Raw genomic sequence first — 20,511 nt, 5'->3', positions numbered from 1 at the left:
GTTCCACGATCCGCGGCTCACGGTTCACGCCTCACGGTGCATCGCCTTCCGGTAGGCGTACCGGGAGCGCCGCACCATCGCGTAGCCCTTGGTCAGCGCCTTCTCCCGGACGAAGCCGTGCCGGCCCGCCACGATCCGCCCGAACGTCTCCAGCGAAGTGGACGCCTGGACGGTCAGCCGCGGGATCGCGTACCCGTCGACCGGATCGGCCAGGTCGTTGGCGACGGCGTAGGCGCTGGCGTAGCCGGTGCGGGCCACGAACCGCCGCACCCGCGCGCTGGAGTAGCCGTAGGGGTAGGCCATCGTGGTCACCGGCAACTGGAGTCTGTCCTCCAGAGCGAGCCGGCTGCGGGTCAGCTCGTCGTGGAGCGCGCCGTCGCGGAGCTGGTCGAGCTGCGGATGGCTGTGGCTGTGCGCGCCGACCTCGATCCCGTGCGGGGTCAGCTCCCGGACGTGCGCCCAGGTCAGCATCCTGTCCAGGGGACGCCCTGCGGCGTCGGGCCCGGCGTCGTCGAGCCAGCCCGTGGTCACGAACACCGTGGCGGGGAAGCCGAAGTCGGTGAGGATCGGCAGCGCGTCGGAGTGCAGGTCGGCGTACCCGTCGTCGAAGGTGATGCAGACCGGGTTCACCGCCTCGACCCCCGCTTCGACGGCCGACAGCGGCAGCGGCGTGTACCCCTCGTCCTTGAGCAGCGCGAGCTGGTCGCGGAACGCGCCCGGCGACACGCAGAGCCCGGCCGTCTCCGGCGGCGGCGACGTGCGGACGGAGTGGTACATCAGGATCGGGACGCCCATGTCAGGCCCCCTTGCGGGTGGCGCGGCGGCCGACCAGATAGCCGGTCGCGGTGTAGCCGAGCCCGATCGTGATCGCGGACGCCCGGCCGAACCCGCCCACATCGCCCCGCACGGTGTCGCCGAGCCCGCGGAACGCGCCCTTCGGCAGGGTCCTGAACGCGTGCGCGCGCTCGTTCGACAGCCCGTCCTGCGCTCCGACGCTCTGCGCGACCAGCGCCTTCGACAGCCCTTCGGCATAGCAGCGCTCCCGGAAGTAGGAGAACCTGGTGCGCTCGACCGGCACCCGGTGCCAGATCACGGCGGCGGCGTCGAACAGCTGGACCGTCTCGGGCATCCGCTGGCCGAGCCGGATGCAGAACTCCGTCTCCTCGCAGCCGAGCGGCCGGTCGATGGCGTGGGTGCGGCCGATGTCGGCGGAGAACCCGCCCGCGATGGCGAACGCGTCACGCCGGAACGAGGCGTTTCCGCCCAGGACGTTGCGGACCGGGCCCGGCACCATGCCCCGGTAGGTGCCGCCGACGGTCCATTCGAACTCTTCTGGGAACCATCGCGGACGGACGCCCGTTGAGACGGTGAAGGCTTCTGCAGGACCGGGGCGACGATGGGGGTCTCCGCCTTGGTCCTGCAGAAGCCTTCTTCCGTCCTCGAGCGCCGCGCGCAGCTCGGCGGCGGTCGGCGAGCCGGGCCACAGCGAGACCGTCCGGCCGCCCACCCCGATCACCTTCTCATCGCTGTAGGCCGCGGCGAACGCGCCCAGCCACCCGGGCGCGGCGACGGCGTCGTCGTCGAGGAACGCCACCACGTCGCCCGACGCGTAGGACATTCCGGTGTTCTTGCCGCCCGACAGGCCCCGGCCCTCGGCGTTGCGCACCACCCGGACGTCCGGCAGCGACTCCGTCAGCCGCTCGAACAGCTCCTCGTTGTGGTCGACCGACAGGATGATCTCGTGTGCGGGGTGGAGCTGGCGGCGGACGGAGGCGACGGCGGCGTGCACGTCGTCCCAGCGCCTGTCGGTGAAGGCGCAGATCACCACCGAGATGGACGTCATGGCGTACGGCCCCTGAGCTTGGCGTAGGTCTTGAGGACGCGGTCGGCCCGCGCGTAGAACTTCGGGTTGGACAGGGCGGCGTCACGGAGCTTGTTCAGCGGGACGTGCCGCGCCCAGTGGTAGGCGGCGCCGGGCGTGGCCCTGGCGACGCGCCCTTCGGCGATGGGGATCTCGCGGCTCTTCAGCCACTCCTTGAACTCCTTGCCGCCGCGGCCCATCCAGATCTCGGTGAGCCCGTCGGCGGCGGCCCCGGACGCCAGCGCGAGATGGCCGATCATGCCGGGGGAGTACTTGCCGTAGGCGGTGTCGTAGGCGGGGAACCAGCCGGCCATCGCGTGGGAGGAGCGGAGCCCGAAGTGCATGGAGACGGGTTCCTCGCCCGCCTTCAGCACGCTGAGCACCCCGAAGCCGGTCTCGTGGAAGTGCCGGACCAGTTCGACGATCCACGGCCGGGTGAACCGGTCGGTGCGGCCGGTCCGCTGGTACTGGAGCGACTTCCAGGCCATGAGCTGCTCGAGGTCGGCGGCCGACGCCGAGGCGAAGGTGTAGGAGACCTCGCCGACCTCCCGGCCGAGCTTGCGCTCCTTGTACTTGATGGTCTTGTGGGTCTTCGGCGCGAGGGCCTTGGCCTCGGCCTCCCAGGCGGCGTAGCCCCCGGACAGGTCGATGATCGGCTCCACCCGGGTGACCTGGTGGAACGGTGCGAACAGCCGCTGCCCGGCGATGAGGTGGTCGAAGTCCCAGACCGAGAGCCGGCAGGCGCGCAGCAGATCACGGGCGTCCAGGGGAAGGTCGGGCGGGGCGACGATGCCCTGCAGGTCGGTCAGGCCGAACCCGACCGGATGCCCGACCCCCGCGGCGTGCCGCTCATAGGGGAAGAACGCCTCGATCCCGGACGCCGAGCTGACGACCGCGACCCGCACGTCGGCACGGAACTTCGCCACGCCCAGCGTGAACTCGGGGGCGAGGAACGGGTTGGCGAGCGCGGGATCCGTCCCCTGGATCTCGCGCCAGCGCCGCAGGTCCTCCGGGCCGAGCTCCCTCGGCACGACGATTTCTACCTTCATTTCGCCCTCGCGGCGGCGAGCTGTCCCACGGAGACAGGTTCGAACGGCTGGGTCGCGACCGCCTGGTCGAGCTTGCCGGCGAACCGCAGCCGGAACATGGTCCGCAGCACCCGCCAGCCGTCGCGGAAGGTGTTGAGGTTGGACTCGCCGAACCGGCGGTGGGACTCGTGCGACGCCACCTCGGCGACGCGCAGCCCCGCCCGGACGGCGTTGATGCAGATCTCCGTCTCGATCTCGAACCCCGTCGAGGTGAGCTGGAGCCGTTCCACGGCCGAACGCCGCATCGCGACATAGCCGTAGCACAGGTCGGTCCACTTCTGCCGGTACAGGACGTTCGCGGTGCGCGTCAGCCAGAGGTTGCCCTTGTCGCGCAGCCAGGTCAGGTCGTCGGAGCCGCCGCCGCAGTTGTAGCGGGAGCCCTTGACGAACTCGAAGCCCCGGCAGAGCAGCGACAGGAAACTGTCGAACTCGGCCGGATCCATCGAACCGTCCGCGTCGAGCATGATGATGACCTCGCTGGTGGCGGCCGCCATCCCGGTCCGCATCGCGGTCCCCTTGCCGGTGGGCGGTTCCACGATGATCACTGCGTCGGGCCGCAGCAGCCGGGTGATCTCAACGGTGCCGTCCGTCGACTCGCCGTCCACGATGACGACCTCGTCCACCGCGGTCAGCCGCGGCAGGAGCCATCGGAGATTGTCGGCTTCGTTGAGGGTCGGGATGACCGCCGTGACCGTCGGCCACTGGGTCCGCCGCCGCGACAGGTCCAGCCGGTTCCTGCGAAGCGTAGGAGAGATCATCGCCGGTGCGAGGGAATGCTGGGTGTTCATTGGGGGCCCCCGTGGAAGGTGGGTGTCTGACTCTTCTGATGACGGCTACCGGGCTGTTGTTCGGAGATCCCCGGGAAGCCAACTCCTAGGTGATGGGTTGCTAACCATCGCGCGGAAGGGATACGCAGCGTTAGGCATGATTCGGCCAACGCGGCGCGACAGCCTTTCGCACGATCGAATGAAGAGTCAGGCATGTCCGGTGTTTCCGCTGGTGGGAGCGGTGTCAGCGGAACGTGCTGAGCGGAATGTGCAGCCAATCCGGGCGGTTGCGGAACTCATACACCACCTCATACACCGCCTTGTCGTATTCGAAAGCACGCAACGGCACCGGATGTGTTGCCGGATCCGGCCCGCCCGCTTCGGTGTAACCCGCCTGGAATGCGGATCGGTTCGGACCCGACCAGTCCGGAGTGTGGCCGAAAGAGGACGCGTAGTCGAAAGACCGGAGCATTCCGGCGACGTCCCGGAGCGGGTGGGCGGGGGCGCGCCGCTCCGCGAGGGGCTTGCTGGGCTCGCCTTCGAAGTCCAGCAGCCGCCAGCCGTCCGGGGTGCTCATCACCTGGCCGAGGTGGTAGTCGCCGTGGACGCGCTGCGCGGGCAGCGCCCCGTACGCGGCCAGCTCGGCGAACGCCTCGGCGAGCCCCGCCCGGAACGGGACGAGCGCGGGGACCTGCGCGCACGCCGTGTCCAGCCGCGCCGTCATGGTCGCCGCCAGGATCCGGACCGCTTCCGCGGGCAGCTCCACCACCCCGAACACGGCGGCGAGGTCCTTGTGGACGCGGGCGGTGGCCGCGCCGAGCGCGTGCGCCTCGTGCCGGAAGTTCGCGGCCGACGCCGCCAGCCGCCACCCGTCGACGCCGTCGGCGAGGAACTCCGTCACCATCCCCAGCGTGGTCGTGACGCCGTCCAGCTCGGTCTCGACCCAGCCGTAGAGCTTGGCGACCTGGCCGCGTCCGGTGAGCGCCCTGGTCAGCTCCAGATCGGGGTTGATCCCCGGGGTCAGCAGCCGGAACAGCTTCGCGATCGCGGCCCGCCCGTAGACGACGGAGCTGTTGGACTGCTCCGCGCCGAGCGGCCGCGCCGCGAGCGCGGGATCGACCGGCTCCAGCGAACGGAAACGCAGGCTCCCGACGTCGGCTCCCGCGTTGCAGGCGCCGAGGAGGAACGCGGGGAAGCCGTCGCCGAGCAGATGCTGGTAGAGGTGGGTGTCGTCGCCCTGGCGGACCTCCAGGATCAGATGGTCGAGGCCGTCCAGGAGCGGGGTGCGGCGGCGGACCGTCACCGACGTGATCGGCCGTCCCTTGCCGGCGAACCAGCGCTGCCGGGGCAGCCAGGTCTGGAGTTGCTTCTCGAGGGTGGCCGTCACTCCTCCAAACGGGGGGCGGGCGGGAGCACGAACCAGTAGAAGCCGTGCCCCGGCAGGGTCATCAGATAGGGCAGCTCACCGATGGCGGGGAAACGGACCCCGCCCATGCACTCGATGGGCGCGATGCCCTCGAACCGGCGCAGGTCCAGCTCGACGGGCTGCGGGAACCGCGACAGGTTGTTGACGCACAGCACCCGGTCGTCGCCGAACTCGCGCAGGAACGCCAGCACGGCCGGGTTCGACGCCGTCAGCTCCACGAAGGTGCCGTTGCCGAAGACCGGATGGCGCTTCCTGATCTCGATCATCTTCCTGGTCCAGAGCAGCAGCGAACCGGGGTTGCGCTGCTGCGCCTCGACGTTCAGCGCCTGGTACCCGTAGATCGGGTCCATGATCACCGGCAGGTAGAGCCGGGCCGGGTCGCAGGTGGAGAAACCCGCGTTCCGGTCGGGCGTCCACTGCATCGGGGTGCGGACCCCGTCGCGGTCGCCCAGCCAGATGTTGTCGCCCATCCCGATCTCGTCGCCGTAGTACAGGACGGGGCTGCCCGGCAGCGACAGCAGCAGCGCCGTGAACAGCTCCATCTGGTTGCGGTCGTTGTCGAGCAGCGGCGCGAGCCTGCGGCGGATCCCGACATTGGCCTTCATCCGCGGATCGCGCGCGTACTCGGAGTACATGTAGTCGCGTTCCTCGTCGGTGACCATCTCCAGGGTCAGCTCGTCGTGGTTGCGCAGGAAGATGCCCCACTGGCAGTGCTCGGGGATCTTCGGGGTCTGCGCCATGATCTCCGAGATGGGGTGGCGGGACTCCCGGCGCACCGCCATGAAGATCCGCGGCATCACCGGGAAATGGAACGCCATATGGCATTCGTCGCCGCCCGTCGCCGGATCACCGAAGTACTCCACGACATCCGCCGGCCACTGGTTGGCCTCCGCCAGCAGCACCCGGTCGGGGTAGAGCCGGTCGACCTCCGCGCGGACCCGCTTCAGATAGGAGTGGGTCTCGGGCAGGTTCTCGCAGTTGGTGCCCTCACGCGCGTACAGATAGGGGACGGCGTCGAGCCGGAAACCGTCGATGCCCAGATCCAGCCAGAACCGCAGAACCTCCAGCATCGCCTCCTGGACATCCGGGTTGTCGTAGTTCAGATCGGGCTGGTGGGAGAAGAAACGGTGCCAGTAGTACTGCTGGCGGACCGGATCGTAGGTCCAGTTCGACGTCTCGGTGTCGACGAAGATGATCCGGGCGTCGGGATACGCCTCGTCGGTGTCCGACCACATGTAGAAGTCGCCGTACGGGCCGTCGGGGTCGCGGCGCGACTCCACGAACCACGGATGCTGGTCGCTGGTGTGGTTGATGACCAGGTCGGCGACGACCCGGATGCCGCGCGCGTGCGCCTCGTCCACCAGCTTCACGAAGTCGCCCAGCACCCCGAACTCGGGCAGGATCTTCATGTAGTCGCTGATGTCGTAGCCGCCGTCGCGCAGCGGCGACTCGTAGATCGGCAGCAGCCAGAGGCAGTCGATGCCGAGCCACTGCAGATAGTCGAGCTTGCCGATCAGGCCCTTGATGTCGCCGGTGCCGTCACCGCTGGAGTCGGCGAAACCGCGGATTAGCACCTCGTAGAAGACGGCCGTCTTGTACCAGTACGGGTCGCCCGGGGAGTCCTCGGTGAAGGCGTTCGGGATGGGAGGAGTCAAGCGCGGGGGCTCCCTTCGAGCTCGAAGACGTGCGCCGGGCTCACCTGGGGGTCGAGGCGCACGTAGTTGTGCTGGTGCCAGGTGTAGGCGTCGCCGGTGAGGACGTCGCGGATCCGGCGGGGGTCCGGCCAGTCGAGGTGGACCATCGTTTCGCGCGTGTGGTGGGGGTTCAGGTTGACGACGGCCAGGACGTCGCCCTTGGAGAAGGCGATCACTTCGGCGTCGTCGGTGGGGTGGAAGACGAGGGTGCGCAGCTCCTGGAGCGCGGGATGGGCGTTCCGCAGCCGGTTCAGCTCGGTGAGCAGCGGGGCGAGGGAGTCGGGGCGCGTCCAGTCGCGGTCCTTGAGCTGGTACTTCTCCGAGTCCCGGTACTCTTCGCTGCCCGGCCGCACCGGCAGGTTCTCGCAGAGCTCGAACCCCGCGTAGACGCCCCACGCCGGTGACATCAGCGCCGCCAGGACCGCGCGGATCTGGAACGCGGGACGGCCGCCGTGCTGGAGGTAGGCGTGCAGGATGTCCGGGGTGTTGGTGAAGAAGTTGGGCCGCATGTAGTGGGCGGCCCGCCGCAGCTCCGCGCCGTACTCCTGGAGCTCGTCCTTGCCGTTGCGCCATGTGAAGTACGTGTACGACTGGTGGAAGCCGACCTTCGCCAGGGTGTGCATCATCGCGGGACGGGTGAACGCCTCGGCCAGGAACAGGACGTCGGGATCGGTCCGGTCGATCTCGGCGAGCAGCCGCTCCCAGAACCGGACCGGCTTGGTGTGCGGGTTGTCCACCCGGAAGATCCGGACCCCGTGGTCCATCCAGTGCCGGACGATCCGCAGGACGGCCTGGTAGATCCCCTCCGGGTCGTTGTCGAAGTTGATCGGGTAGATGTCCTGGTACTTCTTCGGCGGGTTCTCGGCGTAGGCGATGGTGCCGTCGGCGCGGGTGGTGAACCACTCCGGGTGCTCCTTGACCCACGGGTGGTCGGGCGCGCACTGCAAGGCCAGGTCCAGGGCGATCTCCAGGCCGAGACCGCGGGCCGTGGCGACGAACGCGTCGAAGTCGTCGAGGGTGCCGAGGTCGGGGTGGACCGCGTCGTGGCCGCCCTCGGGCGAGCCGATCGCCCACGGGCTGCCCGGATCGTCGGGGCCCGGAGTGAGGGTGTTGTTGGGGCCTTTGCGGAACTCGTGGCCGATCGGGTGGATCGGCGGGAGGTAGACGACGTCGAAGCCCATCGCGGCGACGGCCGGCAGCCGCCGCGCCGCGGTCCGGAAGGTCCCCGACTGGGGGGCGCGGCGTCCCGTCGGGTCGAAGACGGCGCCTTCGGAGCGGGGGAAGAACTCATACCACGCGCCGAACCGGGCCCGCCTGCGGTGCACCTTCAGCGGGAACCACGCGGTGCGGGTGGTCAGCTCGCGGACCGGGAACTCGGCGAGGAGCTCGGCGTTCGCCTGAACCCGCTGGAACAGGTCGGCGGGTGGAAGGGACCGTTCCCCGAACGCCTCGGCGAGCTCCTTCAGCGGGGCGCGCCGCGCTTTCGGGACGGCCTTCGCGGCGCGCGCGAACAGCCGGGCGCCCTCCAGGAGCATCAGCTCGACGTCCTGGCCGCGGGGGAGTTTGATCGCGGCGTCATGCAGCCACTGGGCGACCGGATCACCCCAGGCCTCGATCCGGAAATGCCACATTCCCGTCTCCTCGCCGACAGTGACCTCGGCGGTAAGGCGGTCGGTGCCCGGAGCTTTTTCGGTGAGCCCGATCCGGGGCCGCTGCGTCCCGTCGGGCGCGCGCAGCGTGACACCGGCGCCGAAACTCTCATGCCCCTCGCGGAACACGGTCGCCTCGACGGTGAGAGTTTCGCCCTGGGCGGCTTTCGCGGGCCACTTCCCGCAATCCACCACAGGCTGGACATCAAGAATGGGGATTCTGCCGATCATCGGCTCCCACGCTAGCCGCGTACCCGCCGGTAGATCCCCCGGATCACCCAGGTAACGACCATCACTCCTGTTCGTCATCTCCGGGACATAGACCATGCCAACTCCCTTACCGATCCGGCCCCCCGCAAACCGCGCGATTGTCCAATCCCGGACGCCACCTGACCCTGTCCCTCAGGCCACCTCCCCGGCTACGCGGCCCCACGCGATGGAACGAGAGGGACAGGGTTTCGTTACTGGGGGTGTGGGGTCGGCGGATTGGTGCATAGCGTTGGGGCAATGAAGGCAATCCGGCGGTTTACGGTACGGACTGTTCTGCCTGAGGAAGTACGGGGACTCGAAGAACTCGTGCTGAACCTTCGGTGGTCGTGGCACCACGGAACCCAGGAGGTGTTCCGGGAGGTGGCGCCCGAGCTGTGGCGGGGTGATCCCGTCCGGCTGCTCGGCGAGGTGCCGGCGGGGCGGCTGGCGGAGCTGGCCGCCGACCAGGGATTCGTGGGACGGCTGGAGGCGGCCGTCGCCGATCTGCGCGGCTACCTCGATGCCGCCCACTGGTACCAGGGGCTGGCCGAGGCGCCGGCCGCGATCGCGTACTTCTCCCCCGAATACGGGATCACCGCCGCGCTGCCCCAGTACTCCGGCGGGCTCGGGATCCTCGCCGGCGACCACCTCAAGACCGCCTCCGACCTCGGCGTCCCGATCATCGGGGTGGGGCTGCTGTACCGGCACGGCTACTTCGCGCAGTCGCTGTCGCCGGAGGGATGGCAGCTCGAACGGTATCCGCCGATCGACCCCAACGGGCTGCCGCTCACCCTGCTCGACGTCCGCGTCGAACTGGAACTGCCCGAAGGGCGCACCCTGCACGCCCAGGTCTGGCTGGCGCGCGTCGGACGGGTGCCGCTGCTGCTGCTCGACTCCGACGTGGAGGAGAACGAACCCGCGCTCCGGGACGTCACCGACCGGCTGTACGGCGGCGGCACCGACCACCGGCTGCTGCAGGAGATGCTCCTCGGCATCGGCGGGGTGCGGGCGATCCGCGCCTACTGCGCGCTGTCAGGCCATCCCGCGCCCGAGGTGTTCCACACCAACGAAGGGCACGCCGGCTTCCTCGGACTGGAACGGATCCGCGAGTACCGGGCCGAAGGGCTGAGCTTCGAAGAGGCGCTGGAAGCCGGACGGGCCGGGACGGTGTTCACCACCCACACGCCCGTACCCGCCGGAATCGACCGGTTCCCCCGCGAACTGATCCAGCGGTACTTCGCCGGGCCCGACGTCGACCGGGTCCTGGCGCTCGGCGCCGAGACCTACGAGGACGGCGACCCGACCGTGTTCAACATGGCCGTCATGGGGATGCGGCTGGCGCAGCGCGTCAACGGGGTGTCGGAACTGCACGGGGCCGTCAGCCGGGAGATGTTCGGCGGGCTGTGGGGCGGGTTCGACACCGCCGATGTCCCGATCGGCTCCATCACCAACGGGGTGCACGCGCCGACCTGGGTCGCGCAGGAGGTTCTGGAGATCGCCGCGCGGGAGGTGCCGTCGGTCGTGGCCAGCGCGTCCGGCTGGGAGGGGATCGCGGACGTCCCCGACCAGGAGATCTGGGCGGTGCGACGGGTGCTGCGGGCCCGGCTCGTCGGGGAGGCGCGGCGGCGGCTGCGGGCGTCGTGGATCGCGCGCGGGGCCGCGCCCGCCGAACTGGGGTGGGTCGACGACGTGCTCTCACCCGACGTGCTCACCATCGGGTTCGCGCGGCGGGTGCCGTCCTACAAGCGGCTGACGCTCATGCTGCGCGACCCCGACCGGCTGCGCGGCCTGCTCCTCGACCCCGAACGGCCCGTGCAGATCGTCATCGCGGGCAAGGCGCACCCCGCCGACGAGGGCGGCAAACGGCTGATCCAGCAGATCGTGCGGTTCGCGGACTCCGCCGACGTCCGGCACCGGATCGTGTTCCTGCCCGACTACGACATGGATCTCGGGCAGGCGCTCGTCCAGGGCTGCGACGTGTGGATGAACAACCCGCTCCGGCCGCTGGAGGCGTGCGGGACGTCCGGGATGAAGGCCGCGCTCAACGGCGGACTCAACCTGTCGATCAAGGACGGCTGGTGGGACGAGTGGGCCGACGGCCAGAACGGCTGGTCGATCCCCACCGCCGACGGCGTCACCGACCCCGATCGGCGCGACGCCCTGGAGTCGGCGGCCCTGTACGAGCTGGTCGCCGAACACGTCGCCGCGATCTTCTACGACCGTTCCCCGGACGGCCTGCCGGTCCGCTGGCTGGAGATGGTCAAGCACACCCTCACGACCCTCGGCCCGAAGGTCCTGGCTTCGCGTATGGTCCGCGACTACGTCCGCGACCTGTACGCGCCCGCCGCCCACTCCTTCCGCCTGGTCTCGGCCGACGGCTACACCGGCGCCCGGGCCCTCGCCACCTGGAAGGCCCGCATCGCCAAGTCCTGGCCGACCGTGACCATCACCCATGTCGACGAGCAGCTCGCCGACGACACCCCGCACGTCGGCTCGGTCCTGACCGTCCGCGCCGAACTGGACCTGGGCGATCTCACCCCCGCCGACGTCCGCGTCGAGGTCGTCTACGGCCACGTGGACGAACACGACCACCTCACCGACCCCCACGCCGCCGTCCTCACCCCTTCCCCTGCCACCCCCCACCACTTCACCGCCGACCTCCCCCTGGACCGCCCCGGCCCCTTCGGCTACAGCGTCCGAGCCATCCCCACCCACCCCCTCCTGGCCACCCCCGCCGAACTCGGCCTCATCACCCTCCCCCCACCCCCCGAAGGCCTCACCACCGGCGACCTCCGCTGATCTGCCTCGGCGACGGGACAAGCCGGTCCGCGGGTGAACGGAGCGCCTGGCGTCGCAGGCGGAGCATGTTCTGAGCGGGCGCACCGGCACCGGGGACGCGTCGTAGGGGAGCGGCCTGCGGTGCTGGTGCGCGTGGCCTCCGGCCGGAACGCGTCGCGCCCGTCCCCCCGAGGGACGGGCGCAACGGTTCAGGGCGTGGGGGTGGCCTTGGGTTCGGTCCACCCGGTGACGGGGGGCTGGTCGGGGGGCAGGATGAGGTGGGGGTAGGTGCTGAAGACGATGGCGCAGAGGGGGCGGTCGGCGAGGATCTTCGCCATCTCCTTGATGCGGACGGCGATGACCTTGCGGTCGCGTGGGTCGGTCTTCTTGGACAGGTCGAGCGTGGGACAGTCGCGGTAGGCCTTGTCGACGAGGGCGACGACCTCGTCGAAGCTCTTCGCGTCCGACCAGGGGGAGGGGCGTTTGGGCAGGGAGTAGGGGCCGCCGGCCGGGGATCCGTCGGCGTCCTCGAAGATCACGGTTCGGGCGGTGTGGGCGTCGGGGTCGGGGTCGGCCGAGGGGCCCGCGACGGCCACCAGCCGTGCGCCCACGGGGATGGCCTGCGTGGCCAGCTTGATTCCGTCGTCGTTGACGACGCCGAGGTCGAGGAGAACCTCGCCGGAGGGGTCGGTGGTGAGCGGAGACGCATCGGCCAGAGTCCGGTCGACCTTGATCCGGAGGCCCAGGCCGTGCATACCCTTGCCGTTCTTCTTCGCGACCGGGCCCTTCACGCCGACCGGCAGCTCGGTGACGCCGAGCACGGAACCGGTGAGCGCGGTGCCGCCCCCGAAGTAGGGCCTGACCACGGAGCCGTCCGTGGTGCTGACCACCACGCTGGTCAGCTCCTTCAGCTCGCCGATGGAGGCGGTGGTCCAGTCACCGAGCTGCAGGAACGGCAGGCCGCCCTTCGTGAGCAGTGCCAGGTCGACGTCGGGGCGGACGGTGGGGGTGAGGGTCGAGGCCAGGGCGGGGTCTTTGGTGGGGGGCGCGGCGTCGGTGAACAGGGTGGGGATGACGGTGAAGCCGACGGCCAGGGCGGCGGCGGTGCTGAGGCCGCCCACGACGTAGCGGCGGCGGCGGGTTCTGCGGCCTGCCGCTTCGGCCGCTTCGGCCAGGGCGGGGGTCGGTGGGACGTCGGCGCTGTTGTCTTCGAGCATGGCTCTCAGATCCCTCTCGGAGAAAGACACGGTCAGGCCCCCTGAGAGACGAGCGAATCCACCACGGGATGGTCGCGGAGCGTGGGATCGACGCGGAGCTTCGCCAGCGCGCGCGAGATCTGGCTGCGGACCGTCACCGGCTCGCAGTCCAGGATGCGCGCTATCGCGGCATGTTCCAGATCGCAGAAATAGCGGAGCACGATCGCGGCGCGCTCGCGCCGGCCGAGGCGGCCCAGAGCTGACCACAGCGCGTCCCTGTCCTCCACGTCACCACCGTCCGGGAGCGGGACCTCCGGCAGCACCTCGGTCGGCACCTCGGCGCGCGACCTCCGCCTCCACCAGGAGTGATGGGTGTTCACCAGGATCCGGTAGACGTACGGGTCCGGGTCGTCGCCGACCCGCGACCACGCCAGCCACGCCTTGGTCAGCGCCGTCTGCACCAGATCCTCGGCGGTCGGCCAGTCACGGCACAGCAGGAACGCCGTCCGCAGCAACCGCGGCGACCGTTCCGCCGCGTACACGGCGAACTCGGGGCGTTCCGCCATCCCCAGCCTCCCTCGCTCCGAGCCCGGCCGGGGGTTCCACCGGACTCTGCCGACCACTACCGCCCGCCGCGCCCCGAACGTTGCGTACCGTACCGATCTTTTCTCAGCGGTCTTCTTTCAGCGGTCTTCTCTCAGCCGAGCTCCTCCGGATCGTCGAACAGCGCGCTCGACTCCGGCTCGGGCACCGGATCACCGGACAGCGCCTCGTACAGCGGCTGCAGCACATCGGTGAGCGCCCGCCGCCGGATCTTGACGGCGGGCGGGTCGAGGAGCTGCAGCAGCAGCCCCGGCGGCGCCGACGGGACGGGCGGACGGTCCCGGAGCGCCGCCAGCCCCGACGGCGGAGTCCAGAAGTCCTCCGCCGACAGCGGTTCGTCGTGTTCCTCGTCCGGCTCGGTGACGGCCGGTCTGCGGCGCAGCGCCGTCAGCAGATCGTCCCGGGACCGCCCGTTCCACGCGAGGATCAGGAACGGATCGTCGTCGAACGCCTCGGCCAGCAGGTAGAGGGCGGCCGCCGCGTGCTTGCACGGGTCGCCCCAGTCGGGGCAGCTGCACATCAGGTGCAGATCGTCGGCGGTCTCGGGGAACAGCCCGACCCCGCAGGCGTGGAAGACCTGCTCGATCTCGCGGGGCATCTCTCCGGCCAGCAGCCGCGCCCGGAACACCGCCCGCCGCGCCAGCTCGTCCTCGATGGCGTCCCAGCCGTCGATCGCGGGCAGGCCGAGGGTGACCTCGTACGGTTCGGGCCGCGACCCCTGGACGGTCGCCGTCACCTCGTACGGCCGGATGTCGAGCCGCAGCACCTGCCCCTGACGTGCGTAGGCGCGCCCCCGCTGAAGCCTGCCCGTGTCGGCGAACGACTCCAGCAGGTCGATGAACCGGCGCGACCACCACTCCTCGCCGATCGACCCGCGCCGTTTCCGCGCGAGGATCCCGCCGTCCACCCGGATCGGTTTCGCGCTCTCGAAGAACGCCATCAGCCCGCCACCGCCTCGGGCGACAGCCGCAGGACGTCGCGGAGCTCGGCGACCGACAGCTCCGTCAGCCAGTCCTCACCGGTGCCGACGATCGACTCGGCGAGGGACTTCTTCCGCTCGATCATCTCGTCGATCTTCTCTTCGAGGGTGCCCGCGCACAGGAACTTCCGCACCTGGACGTTCTTGCGCTGCCCGATCCGGAACGCCCGGTCGGTGGCCTGGTCCTCGACGGCCGGATTCCACCACCGGTCGACATGGACGACGTGGTTGGCGGCCGTCAGGGTCAGCCCGGTGCCGGCGGCCTTCAACGACAGCAGGAAAACGGCCGGTTCGGTGTCCTCCTGGAAGCGGAGCACCAGTTCGTCGCGGTGCTGTTTGGTGGTGCCGCCGTGCAGCCAGAGCACGGGCCGCTCCAGCCGTCCGGCCAGGTAGGGCTGGAGCATCGAACCGAACTCGGCGTACTGGGTGAAGACGAGGATCTTCTCGCCCGCCTCCATCACCTCGGCGCAGATCTCCTCGAGCCTGGCGAGCTTGCCGGAGCGGCCCGGCAGCCGGGAGCCGTCCTTCAGGAAGTGGGCGGGATGGTTGCAGACCTGTTTGAGCTTGGCCATGGTCGCCAGGACCAGCCCGCGCCGCTTCTTCTCGTCGGCCTGCGCGATCTGCTCCAGCATGTCCTCGACGGTCGCCTGGTAGAGCGACGCCTGCTCGACGGTCAGCGAGCAGAACTCCTTCATCTCCTGCTTCTCCGGCAGATCCGTGATGATCGTCTTATCGGTTTTGAGGCGTCGCAGGATGAACGGCTGGGTGGCGCGTTTCAGGGCGAGCGCCGCCTGCTCGTCGCCCTCGGCCTCGATGGGCACCGCGAACCGTTCGCGGAACGACTGCTTGGGGCCGAGCAGCCCCGGGTTGGCGAACTCCATCAGCGACCAGAGTTCGGTCAGATGGTTCTCCACCGGGGTGCCGGTGAGGGCGATCCGGCTGCCCGCCGGGATGGAGCGGACGGCTTTCGCCTGCCGGGTGCCGCTGTTCTTCAGCGCCTGCGCCTCGTCGCACACGACCCGCGCCCACGGCACCTGGGCGAGCTCGGCGGAGTCGCGGGCGGCGGTGCCGTAGGTGGTGAGGACGACGTCGGCGGCGAGCGCCGCCTTCACCAGGTCGTTCCGCCGGAACCGTTTGCCGCCGTGATGGATGTACAGGGACAGTTTCGGCGCGAACTTGGCGGACTCCCGCTGCCAGTTCCCGACCAGCGACATCGGCACGACGACCAGGGTCGGCCGCCGCTCCTGCGGCACGGCAGGACGGGACTGGACGAGATGCGCCAGCAGCGTCAGGGTCTTGCCGAGTCCCATGTCGTCGGCGAGCAGCGAGCCGAGGCCGAGCCCGTCCATGAACGCCAGCCAGGCCAGCCCGCGCTCCTGGTAGGGCCGGAGCGTCGCCTCGATCCCCTCGGGGGTGGGGACGGGCTGGATCCGCCGGTCGGCCTCGCCGGACAGCAGGTCGCCGAGCGCGCCGCCCGCCTCGACCGACAGCAGCGGCAGCGACTGCTCGCCCGCGTGGATGACGGCCCGGACGACCTGCCCGGCCGTCATCGTGCCGGACCGGCCGTGCCGCAGGAACTCCAGCGCCGCCTCGAGCTGGTCGTCGTCGAGCTCGACCCACTGGCCGCGCAGCCGGACCAGCGGGGTCTTCAACCTGGCCAGTTCGGCCAGCTCGTCCTCGTCGATGCTGTCCGCGCCGACCGCCAGCTCCCACCGGAAGTCGATCAACGAGGTGAGCCCGAATCCCGAACCGGTGGCCGCGCCGTCCTGCTGCTGCTCCTCTTCCTCTCCGGCTTTCAGTTTCAGCCCGAGTTTCGCCTTTCCCGCCCAGCTCGGCAGGAACACCCCGAACCCGGCGGCGGCCAGCAGCGGCGCGGCCTGCCGCAGAAACCGGAACGCCCCGGCGGTGTCGAGCGCGATCCCGGCTGGTTCGGGCGAGTCCAGCACCCGCGACAGGTCGGGGAACACCCGCAGCGCCCGGCCGAGCCCCGACAGCAGGATCTCCTCGGCGCCCTCCAGCAGCGCCTCCCCGCTCCACAAGGCAGCCGCCCCGACGATCAGACTCGGATCCTCAGCCGCCTGCAGCAGGAACTCCACCCGCCACGTCTCCTCCACCCCTTCCCCCGCACTCGCACCGGCCTCGTCCGAAGCGACGCCCGCCCAGAGGTCCGGCGTTTCCCCGAGGCCGGACGGGCTCGGGCCTGGCGGCTCTCCGGTAGGCCGCCCGGGGGAGGGGGCTTCGGTGGGGAGGGTGGGTTCGGTGAGGCGGAAGGCGAGGCGGAGGGGGGCGGCGGCGGGGACGGCGGAGCGCAGCCAGGCGTCGAGTTCGGCGCGCAGCTCGGGCAGGACGTGGTCGTCGCCCGGCTCCCGGGGGATCAGCGCGTCAGGCCCGGTCAGCGCCGCCAGCCACCGTTCCGGCAGCGGAAGCTGATCGGGCACGGCCCCTTTACGGGCGGGTAGCAGCGGATGGGGCGCGGAGCCGCGGACGGCGGTGTCGGTGAGCCCGGCGAGCGCCTCGCGCAGGATGGTCGCGGCCGGGCTCGGCGTCGCGACGGCCCGGCAGGCGGGCGGCATCGCGGCCGTCAGCGCCCGCAGCCGGAGCGGATCGAGGACGGGACGCCACCGTGCCGCCAGATCGCCGTCCTCGACGACCAGGGCGGGCAGCACCCGGCCACGTCTGGTCAGCTCAGCGGCCTCGGCGGCGAGCAGCGCCAGATACCGCAGATCGGCGCCGGGCACGACGTCCGCGACGTGCTCGGCGGAGCGCAGCAGCGCCATCGTCGGGAACGGATCGAGCACCAGCGCCGGCACCCGCCACACGGCCAGCTCGGGTGTGCCGTCGAACGGTTCGGGGCCCAGTTCGGCGGAGGGCAGCGGATGATCGGCGGTGCTGGGGAGCACCAGATCCAGCACCACCCGGGGCGCGCCCGCCACGAACGCCGCGTACGAGGTGCCCGTGAAGTCGGCCGTCGCGAACGGGTGCACGCTGCCGCGCCCCGACCGCGCCCCGTCGTGCTCGGCCCACAGGCACAGCGCCCCACCGTGCCAGGTGGCGTGTGCGACGAGCATCCCGCCCGCTCCTTCCCCCGCTCGATCTCCCGGCCGAAGCTAGCAGCGCCCACCGACGTTTTTCCCGCTCAACCCCCACGCGCCTGCTCAGACCGGCCGAACGAAGATCCTTCAGGGGAGGCCCAAAGCCCACCGCCTCCACCGGACGCTAGGGTTCCGCCCATGTGGCGGACAGCGATGGTCACCGGAGCGTCCAGCGGGATCGGCGAGGCTTTCGCGCGTCTGCTCGCCGCCGGGGGCGCCGATCTGGTCCTGGTCGCCCGCCGCACCGACCTGCTGGAACGCCTGGCGGCCGACCTCCGCGCGCGCCACGAGATCACCGTCGAGGTGCTGCCCGCCGATCTGACCGGCGACCTCACTTCCGTGGAGGCGCGCGCCGCCTCCGTCGACCTCCTGATCAACAACGCCGGTTACGGCGCGTTCGGCGCGTTCCACGAACTCCCCCTGGACGATCAGCTCGCCGAGATCGCCCTGAACGTCACGGCCCTGACCAGCCTCACTCACGCGGCGCTCCCCGGCATGGTCGAACGCGGCCACGGCGGTGTCCTGAACGTCGCCTCGGTGGCCGCGCTGGCCCCCGCGCCCGGCAGCGCCGTCTACGGCGCGACCAAGGCGTACGTCACCAGCCTCACCGAGAGCCTGCACGCCGAACTCCGCCCGCACGGCGTCCATCTGACGGCCCTGTGCCCCGGTTTCACCCGCACCGAGGACGACGCCCCCACCGGCCTGATGTGGCTGAGCCGCACCGCGGTGGCCGAGCAGGGGCTGGCCGCGGTGGCCGCCGGGCGGGCCCTGTGCGTCCCGGGCGTCCAGTACAAGGCGCTCGTCCCGGCGCTGCGGCTGGCGCCCCGAGCCCTGCTCCGCGGGGCGTCCGCAACGTTGTGGAAGCGCGCCTTCCGCACCCACGGAGGCTGAGCCACTTCTTGTCCGCACCCACCAAAGCGGGCATCGATCGCTTGTAGCCCTTGCTCATATCACCGTGCCGAGGCGCCCACATAGGCTGTTGACGCGCGTCACATTCGGCGCAACTATCAGACTCCCTCGCATAAGGCGTCACTTACGCGCCGAACCCCGGAAAGGGCCTAGGTATGCCTGAAGCCATTGACATCAAGGTGCTGAACGAGCTGGAACCCGTCGTCGAGAGGGAGCTCAACCGCCACCTGTCCATGGCGAAGGAGTGGTTCCCGCACGACTACGTGCCGTGGAGCGACGGCCGGAACTTCGCGATGCTGGGCGGCGCCGACTGGTCCGTCGAGGAGTCCAAGGTCACGCCCGCGGCGCGCGAGGCGCTGCTGGTCAACCTGCTCACCGAGGACAACCTGCCCGGCTACCACGCCGCCATCGGCCGGATCATGGGCCGGGACGGCGCGTGGGGCCAGTGGGTGAACCGGTGGACCGCCGAGGAGAACCGGCACGGCATCGTGATCCGCGACTTCCTGACCGTCACCCGGGCGATCGACCCGGTGCTGCTGGAGCGCGCCCGGATGCAGCACATGGAGATCGGCTACGAGCCCGACCACGGGGACAAGGTGCTGCACGGTGTCGCCTACGTCTCCTTCCAGGAGCTCGCGACCCGCGTGTCGCACCGCAACACCGGCAAGGCGTCCGGCGACGACCTGTGCGAGCAGATGATGCAGCGCGTCGCCGCCGACGAGAACCTGCACATGATCTTCTACCGGAACCTCCTCGAGGCCGCGATCGAGGTCGACCCCAACGCCGCGATGCGCGCGATCACCGATGTGGTCAAGGGCTTCCAGATGCCCGGCTACACGATCGACGGTTTCCTCCGCAAGTCCGTGGCCATCGCCAACGCCGGCATCTACGACCTGCGCCTCCACCACGACGAGGTGCTCATGCCCGTCCTGCGCAAGTGGCGGGTGTTCGAGCTGGAGGGCCTGGACGCCGAGGGTGAGAAGGCCCGCGAGGAGCTGTCCGACTTCATGACCGGCCTCGACGAGGCCGCCAAGAAGTTCGAGGAGCGCCGCGAGGCCCGCCGCGCCCGCGTCGCCGCCCGAGCCTGACGCAACCGGCCTGACGCAACCGAACGGCCCCGTCCGACGTCAAAGAACGGACGGGGCCGTTCGCCGTTCCTGACCGTGCGTGGTCGGGACGGGTAGGGTTGGCGGCGGCGAACCGTCCGCTTGCGTCTAGTTTTGGGAGTCGTCACGTCCGGGGACAGCATTGGTCCGTACCGTCTGGCCGAGGTGCTCGGCGAGGGCGGGATGGGCGTCGTGCGCAAGGGCATCGACCCGATGGGCCGGACGGTGGCCGTCAAGCTGCTGCGCGGCGGGTCCGGCGACCCGGTGGCGCTGCGGCGGCTGGCCCGCGAGGTCGACACCATGCGACGTGTGCAGAGCCCGTTCGTGGCCCGGATCCTCGACGCCGACGTCACCGCCGAACCGCCGTACATCGTCACCGAGTACGTGCCCAGCCGGACCCTGGAGCAGCGCGTCACCGAACGGGGCGTCCTGGACGCCGCCGCCCTGAAGAACCTGGCCGAGCATCTGGCGGAGGCGCTCGCCGACATCCACGCCGCGGGGATCGTCCACCGCGACCTCAAGCCCGGCAACGTGATGTTCCGTGAGGACGGCAAGGCCGTCCTGATCGACTTCGGGATCGCCCAGCCCGTCGACGCCACCCGGCTGACCTCCGCCGGCATGGTCATCGGCACGCCCGGCTACCTGTCGCCGGAGATCCTCAACGGCGACGAGTTCCGCGCGCCCGCCGACGTCCACGCCTGGGCCGGCACCCTGATCTACGCCGCGACGGGCCGTCCGCCGTTCGGCACGGGCACCTTCGAGCAGATCTTCTACAAGATCGTCCAGGGGACGCCCGATCTGGACGGCGTGCCCGCCCCGCTGCTGCCCGTGCTGCGCAGCGCCATGGCCCAGAGTCCCACCGAACGTCCGACGGCCAAGACCCTGGCCAGGCTCTGCTCGCGGCTCGACGTCGAACTCACCCTGATCGACCACACGCTGCTCGACACCCCGAGCCACCGGTTCCACTCGCCGCCGCCCAACCCCGAGCCCGATCCGTCGCTGTTCCGGCCCGCTCCGGCCGTCCAGGAGTTCCAGTCGCCGCAGCCGTGGACGCGGCCGCCGGTCCGGCCCGCCGAGCAGCCGTCCCAGCGGCCCGCTGCCTGGGAGCCGCGTC

15 protein-coding genes are annotated in these 20,511 nt (G+C 70.7%); 4 read left to right on the top strand and 11 right to left on the bottom strand.

Translation table 11 applies throughout. The features are described 5' to 3' along the window. Positions 1 to 24: 24 nt before the first annotated feature. The 7 genes from ACYVE7_RS05820 to ACYVE7_RS05790 all read right to left on the bottom strand — a co-directional run bounded on the left by ACYVE7_RS05820 (position 25) and on the right by ACYVE7_RS05790 (position 8,716). Positions 25 to 795 carry a polysaccharide deacetylase family protein gene (locus tag ACYVE7_RS05820; RefSeq protein WP_460363498.1) on the bottom strand — a complete coding sequence of 257 codons (771 nt, stop codon included), beginning with the start codon at positions 793 to 795 and terminating at the stop codon, positions 25 to 27. A gap of 1 nt (position 796) precedes the next feature. Further along, on the bottom strand, positions 797 to 1,843 hold the full coding sequence (locus ACYVE7_RS05815) for a glycosyltransferase family 2 protein (RefSeq protein ID WP_460363497.1): 1,047 nt from the start codon (positions 1,841 to 1,843) through the stop codon (positions 797 to 799). Further along, positions 1,840 to 2,910 (bottom strand): GNAT family N-acetyltransferase, encoded by a 1,071-nt coding sequence (locus ACYVE7_RS05810; protein ID WP_460363496.1) that lies wholly within the window; start codon positions 2,908 to 2,910, stop codon positions 1,840 to 1,842. Before ACYVE7_RS05810 ends, ACYVE7_RS05815 begins: the two co-directional genes overlap by 4 nt. Next, positions 2,907 to 3,737, bottom strand: a complete 831-nt coding sequence (locus ACYVE7_RS05805; protein ID WP_460363495.1) for a glycosyltransferase family 2 protein — start codon at positions 3,735 to 3,737, stop codon at positions 2,907 to 2,909. The genes ACYVE7_RS05810 and ACYVE7_RS05805 overlap by 4 nt, the downstream gene beginning before the upstream one ends. A 223-nt stretch (positions 3,738 to 3,960) precedes the next feature. Then, on the bottom strand, positions 3,961 to 5,103 hold the full coding sequence (locus ACYVE7_RS05800) for a maltokinase N-terminal cap-like domain-containing protein (RefSeq protein ID WP_460363494.1): 1,143 nt from the start codon (positions 5,101 to 5,103) through the stop codon (positions 3,961 to 3,963). After that, on the bottom strand, positions 5,100 to 6,797 hold the full coding sequence (gene treS, locus ACYVE7_RS05795) for a maltose alpha-D-glucosyltransferase (protein WP_460363493.1): 1,698 nt from the start codon (positions 6,795 to 6,797) through the stop codon (positions 5,100 to 5,102). Before treS ends, ACYVE7_RS05800 begins: the two co-directional genes overlap by 4 nt. Beyond that, positions 6,794 to 8,716, bottom strand: coding sequence for an alpha-1,4-glucan--maltose-1-phosphate maltosyltransferase (locus ACYVE7_RS05790; RefSeq protein ID WP_460363492.1), 1,923 nt, complete (start codon positions 8,714 to 8,716; stop codon positions 6,794 to 6,796). Before ACYVE7_RS05790 ends, treS begins: the two co-directional genes overlap by 4 nt. A 276-nt stretch (positions 8,717 to 8,992) precedes the next feature. Between ACYVE7_RS05790 and glgP the strand changes: the two genes are divergently transcribed. Then, positions 8,993 to 11,533: an alpha-glucan family phosphorylase gene (gene glgP / locus ACYVE7_RS05785; protein ID WP_460363491.1), complete on the top strand. Its 2,541-nt coding sequence runs from the start codon at positions 8,993 to 8,995 to the stop codon at positions 11,531 to 11,533. Between the two features lie 188 nt (positions 11,534 to 11,721). Here glgP and ACYVE7_RS05780 read toward each other — a convergent pair whose 3' ends face one another. The 4 genes from ACYVE7_RS05780 to ACYVE7_RS05765 form a co-directional block, all read right to left on the bottom strand. Further along, positions 11,722 to 12,729 carry a hypothetical protein gene (locus ACYVE7_RS05780; protein WP_460363490.1) on the bottom strand — a complete coding sequence of 336 codons (1,008 nt, stop codon included), beginning with the start codon at positions 12,727 to 12,729 and terminating at the stop codon, positions 11,722 to 11,724. 32 nt (positions 12,730 to 12,761) lie between these two features. Continuing rightward, positions 12,762 to 13,274: a SigE family RNA polymerase sigma factor gene (locus ACYVE7_RS05775; RefSeq protein ID WP_460363489.1), complete on the bottom strand. Its 513-nt coding sequence runs from the start codon at positions 13,272 to 13,274 to the stop codon at positions 12,762 to 12,764. Positions 13,275 to 13,405: 131 nt separating this feature from the next. Then, positions 13,406 to 14,251 carry an SWIM zinc finger family protein gene (locus ACYVE7_RS05770; protein ID WP_460363488.1) on the bottom strand — a complete coding sequence of 282 codons (846 nt, stop codon included), beginning with the start codon at positions 14,249 to 14,251 and terminating at the stop codon, positions 13,406 to 13,408. Then, positions 14,251 to 17,358: a DEAD/DEAH box helicase gene (locus tag ACYVE7_RS05765; protein WP_460363487.1), complete on the bottom strand. Its 3,108-nt coding sequence runs from the start codon at positions 17,356 to 17,358 to the stop codon at positions 14,251 to 14,253. The genes ACYVE7_RS05770 and ACYVE7_RS05765 overlap by 1 nt, the downstream gene beginning before the upstream one ends. A gap of 162 nt (positions 17,359 to 17,520) precedes the next feature. Here ACYVE7_RS05765 and ACYVE7_RS05760 point away from each other — a divergent pair, with 162 nt between their 5' ends. The 3 genes from ACYVE7_RS05760 to ACYVE7_RS05750 form a co-directional block, all read left to right on the top strand. Next, positions 17,521 to 18,273: an SDR family NAD(P)-dependent oxidoreductase gene (locus tag ACYVE7_RS05760; protein ID WP_460363486.1), complete on the top strand. Its 753-nt coding sequence runs from the start codon at positions 17,521 to 17,523 to the stop codon at positions 18,271 to 18,273. A gap of 173 nt (positions 18,274 to 18,446) precedes the next feature. Next, complete coding sequence (locus ACYVE7_RS05755; RefSeq protein ID WP_460363485.1) at positions 18,447 to 19,379, top strand: acyl-ACP desaturase; 933 nt, start codon at positions 18,447 to 18,449, stop codon at positions 19,377 to 19,379. 132 nt (positions 19,380 to 19,511) lie between these two features. Beyond that, a partial coding sequence (locus ACYVE7_RS05750) for a serine/threonine-protein kinase (protein WP_460363484.1) occupies positions 19,512 to 20,511 on the top strand: 1,000 nt, incomplete at its 3' end.

It is taken from the genome of Actinocorallia lasiicapitis (assembly GCF_054778695.1).
This window is presented reverse-complemented; position numbering and strand designations above follow the sequence as displayed.